A 4,057-nucleotide genomic window follows, 5' to 3' on the forward strand; every position below is an offset into this window, starting at 1 on the left:
TCGAGTTGCAACGAAATGGGAATGCGGTCAGACACAAAAAACTTGAGTTGCACCAATGATGCCGCTTCAAAAAAAAGCCCCAGTGCACAGCGCATATACCCTTTTTCTAGCTTTTGCAGCGTCGCTCTGGAGATGTTTATGCGCTCGGCCAGATTGGATTGGCTCCATTTCTTTTTTTTACGACCCAGACGAATCAGTGACCCCAGCAAAGTGGCGGCCTCCTGGGCATGGCGGTCATGCGCTGGAGGTCTTTGTTCTGCGCTTTCTTTTGTGACTGGCATCCTCAGCTCCATTGACCAATACAAGCTGCATTAAAGCCGTTAATGATCATTTCTTTTGGGTGGGTCTCTTAAAACGCCACCCCCTCCCTTTTGATGTTGAAGATCAAAAACGGATTGTTGTACTGATCTGGGTTTTCCCATTCTTGCCGCCATAACGGCAGCGGGGAGATCAGCAGCTCATCATCCAGCAACACATCAAAAGCTATTTTTGCCATGTCCATCTTGGTCTTGTAGGGCGGTAAAGGTTCGCCAGCCAGAATAACGGCAACATCCGCATCGCTGTCAGGGCGGTGATCCCCACGGGCGCGGCTTCCAAAAAGGATAAACTCAGCCTCACCGTACCGATTTAAAATCCGTGCCTTGAAATGGTTTAAGACCTTTATCGTCGTATCATCCAGCATGTTCTGACCGATCGATTTGGTTAACATCTTCCCTTATTCCTTTCGCACCCAGCCACGCTTGATCAGTTCACCCCGGTAGCCCTGACTGATACGGGACAACTCCACCGGCCGGAAATCCAGATTTTCGCAGTTCGCATTAAAATACAGCGGGTCATCAATTACCTTGGCGTGTGTATGGCCGTGGATGTTGACGTTGCCCTTGAAAATCTCAGTCGGGTGCATTGGGGTGTGCGTCAGCCAGGCAGCGGCAAACTTGCCACCGCCGCTGATTTTCAGCTTCACCATGCCTTCAATCCGGTCAGCCAGGTTTTCACGAAAGACCGTTGCCAGTCCCTCACCGGCAGGGCAGTTCTGGAAGCAGTGGTTACCCAGCACCAGATTCAGACGCGCCACACGCGCGCGAATCCGGCGCAGTACATCCAGGCTGTCCATGCTGAAAAACGAATCACCCAGCATCCACAGCGTGTCTTTCCGATTCACCGTTTCAAGAATACGTTCTTCAAGCTTCTGGTCGTGTTCCTGGGGTGTCATTTCAGCCCCGACAAACTCCGGAAAGCGCTCGTGAGTGCGGTAGCGCAGAATGTTTTTGTGACCAAAGTGCGTGTCGCTGATGATATAAATTTTTGCAATTGCCATGAGTGGCTCCCTGACCAGTGTTGATCTAATACAAGAGTTTGATCGAACGGGGGGAGTTACAAGCAATGTCCGAATAGGAGAAGGGTGGTATTGATTATGACTCCAGAGCCAATATATATTGCACCTTTGTTGACCTGCAACCCTAGAGAAACGAATAATCTCTGGTTAAAGCTGATCTACGGCATGTTCAATGGCTTGCAGCAGCACTTCGGGAAAGTCAGAAGGGCCGGGTATTTTCCAGTCATGCGCTACGCGCAGCAGCCGAATGTCCTGTACATCGGGTGCAGATCGGGCAATTCGGCTGATGGAGGCACTGATGGAACTTGAAATCTGCGCCTTGTTTTCTCTAACGCTGCGGGTTGGAATAATGAGTTCGCCAGATTTAATCGCAACCAGCGATTTGTTGTATTTGTAGTTTTTCTTTGCGGTGTCTTCATCGGTCTCGGCATCTGATTTTGGAGACTCAAAAATCACGATGTACACTGAACACGAGTCCTGCTTTCCATCTTTTAATTGCAGCTCTCTCCAAGCCATGGCTTGCTGAATCGTAGGCAACTTAATGGCTGCCTTGGTTGGCTTCAGGTTCTCTACACGACCCATGAGAGTTACTCCAGTCATCTTGATGGCTTGATGAAATTACTTCTTGCCTCGATTATAGCGATATTACAGGTTTGATCCTAATGTTCTCATCGTTGATCAGAGGGGCTGCGCATTTGGAGGCGCTAAGAAAAATGCAGACTGAGTCATTATTTGATGTGATTGGCGACATCCATGGTCATGCTGATGCGCTGCATCAATTACTGGAGCGTTTAGGTTACAGCAAGAGCAATGGAGCCTATCAACACCCAGAACGTAAAACCCTGTTCCTCGGAGACTTTATTGACCGAGGCCCTGCACAGATGGAAGTGTTGAGCATCGTTCGAGACATGATGGAAGCCGGACAAGCTGAGTCAGTGATGGGGAATCATGAGCTGAATGCCATTGGCTGGTTCCATGAGGGTAGCGATGGGCAGCCACTGCGCCCCCGTAGCCATAAAAATCGGGTGCAGCACCAAGCCTTTTTAGATCAGGTTGGAGAGGGCACCCAGCTGCATCACAGCTGGATTGACTGGTTCATGACTTTGCCAATCTGGATTAAGAAGCCTCACCTGCAACTGGTACATGCCTGCTGGTGTGAAACTTCAATGAACCAAATTATGCCGCTGCTGACTCCCCACCTGCAGCTGCAGCCAGAATACCTGCACGGATTTTTTCAGAAGAACACTGCGGCGTATCGGTCTATTGAAACCCTGCTGAAGGGCGTAGAAGTCGATCTACCTGCAGGTTACAGCTTTCAAGATAAGGACGGCACACATCGCCGCACAACCCGTATTCAGTGGTGGAAGGGCGGGCGCGAGAGCCACGAAACCACGCTGGATCGCGTTGTTATGATGCCTGAAAAATTTGCCAGTCAGCTACCAAAAACACCGGTGGGTGATAGCTTGGAAGCCTATGGCTCCATCCGTAAACCTACATTTATCGGCCATTACTGGCTGGATGGCGAACCATCTCCTTTGACAGACTGGCTGGCTTGTCTTGATTACAGCATTGCCAAAGCCGGGCGCCTGGTGGCTTATCGTTTTTCAGGTGAGATGTGCCTGAACCGTTCCGGTTTTGTTGCACACCAGTGATCGTTTTGACACACGGATAAGATCACGCTTGTTGCTATCCTCTTGAAGCTATCCCCACCGCAACCTACCGTTTTTCCGAAGACACCTGCAACCCCTGCCTTTTGCTCACCTTGGCAGGGGTTGCAGGTGTTTTGGAAACGGGGTTAATATCCCCTTATAAATTTTATTTCTCAATAAGTGCATTCTTTGAGTAATGAAAAAGCAAGGGAGTAGAGAGAGGGAGGCTGCGAAATGTCGAAATATTCTGAGTTCATCAAAAAAGCGGCGGAGTTTCGTGAGCACATACCAGAAGACTCTATCCCTGCAGGTAGAGGGGTGGATTTTGCATTTGGAAAATCCAGAGCACTTCAGCTCTGGGGCTTATGCCATCAGCAAAGATGAGAGGGTGTATCAAGCGCAAGCTGACCAGAATCAAGGTAAAGCGACACAGTGGGTGCGCCTGCATTAAGGGTTTTAATCACAAAAGGGAAATAGCAATGAAAAAGCAAATGACACTTCTGGCTACAGCTTTGGCCGCTACTTTGTCAGCAGGGCAGTTACTGGCAGAGACCGCAGGTGATCAAACAGAAAACGAGCAGATGATCAATCGTGCTGCGGGTTACCTGATTCTGGGTAAGCAGCTAACTCCATTTGTGGATGGCTCAGGTATTGGTGTGGATGCCAAGGCTATGGCATCCACTTTTGAAGCAATGGATGGCATGTTCGGCGGCTACCAGGATAATGTCTTCCTGATGGCGGGTGGACGTTATCTCAGCGGTGATGGTACTCGCAGATATTACCTCAGTAACTCGACCTATAAGGAAGAATCCTCCTACTTCTCCATGTTTGCAGGTATGGGATACTTGCATGATGTGGTTGGCTTTGATCAAAGCAAAGGTGTCAGTCTGAAAGTTTTTGCGGCACTTGGGTTGGGTTACGCATCATTTGATATTGATCGCAACTACTTGACTAGCTACACCTTTGAAGACAGTGGTGTGCATGTGCATTACCACACTGGAATTTTGCTTGGGTTACAAAACATGCCTGAATTGCAAATGGAACTGGCTTTTCAGTCCATGGGTAAAGGCAC

At 49.2% G+C, this 4,057-nt stretch carries 6 protein-coding genes; 2 read left to right on the forward strand and 4 right to left on the reverse strand.

The features are described 5' to 3' along the window. The 4 genes from IBX50_RS17930 to IBX50_RS17945 form a co-directional block, all read right to left on the reverse strand. Positions 1-281: helix-turn-helix transcriptional regulator (locus IBX50_RS17930; RefSeq protein ID WP_292257719.1), on the reverse strand; the 281-nt coding region annotated here is incomplete at its 3' end. A gap of 68 nt (positions 282-349) precedes the next feature. Continuing rightward, the gene (locus IBX50_RS17935) at positions 350-682 is read right to left on the reverse strand and encodes a nucleotidyltransferase domain-containing protein (protein ID WP_292257721.1); all 333 of its coding nucleotides are present in this window, start codon (positions 680-682) and stop codon (positions 350-352) included. 33 nt (positions 683-715) lie between these two features. Next, positions 716-1,318 (reverse strand): metallophosphoesterase family protein, encoded by a 603-nt coding sequence (locus IBX50_RS17940; protein ID WP_292256867.1) that lies wholly within the window; start codon positions 1,316-1,318, stop codon positions 716-718. Between the two features lie 165 nt (positions 1,319-1,483). Beyond that, entirely contained in the window at positions 1,484-1,918 is a 435-nt protein-coding gene (locus tag IBX50_RS17945; RefSeq protein ID WP_292256865.1) for a hypothetical protein, read from the reverse strand. Positions 1,919-2,049: 131 nt separating this feature from the next. Between IBX50_RS17945 and IBX50_RS17950 the strand changes: the two genes are divergently transcribed. After that, positions 2,050-2,988, forward strand: a complete 939-nt coding sequence (locus tag IBX50_RS17950; protein ID WP_292256863.1) for a metallophosphoesterase — start codon at positions 2,050-2,052, stop codon at positions 2,986-2,988. Positions 2,989-3,464: 476 nt separating this feature from the next. Next, positions 3,465-4,057: hypothetical protein (locus IBX50_RS17955; RefSeq protein ID WP_292257723.1), on the forward strand; the 593-nt coding region annotated here is incomplete at its 3' end.

Source organism: Marinospirillum sp. (genome assembly GCF_014859565.1).

Coding starts and splice junctions, on each gene's coding strand:
- IBX50_RS17935 (WP_292257721.1), bottom strand. CDS start 682: ATGCTGGATGATACGACGATAAAGGTCTTAAACCATTTCAAGGCACGG.
- IBX50_RS17950 (WP_292256863.1), top strand. CDS start 2,050: ATGCAGACTGAGTCATTATTTGATGTGATTGGCGACATCCATGGTCAT.
- IBX50_RS17945 (WP_292256865.1), bottom strand. CDS start 1,918: ATGGGTCGTGTAGAGAACCTGAAGCCAACCAAGGCAGCCATTAAGTTG.
- IBX50_RS17940 (WP_292256867.1), bottom strand. CDS start 1,318: ATGGCAATTGCAAAAATTTATATCATCAGCGACACGCACTTTGGTCAC.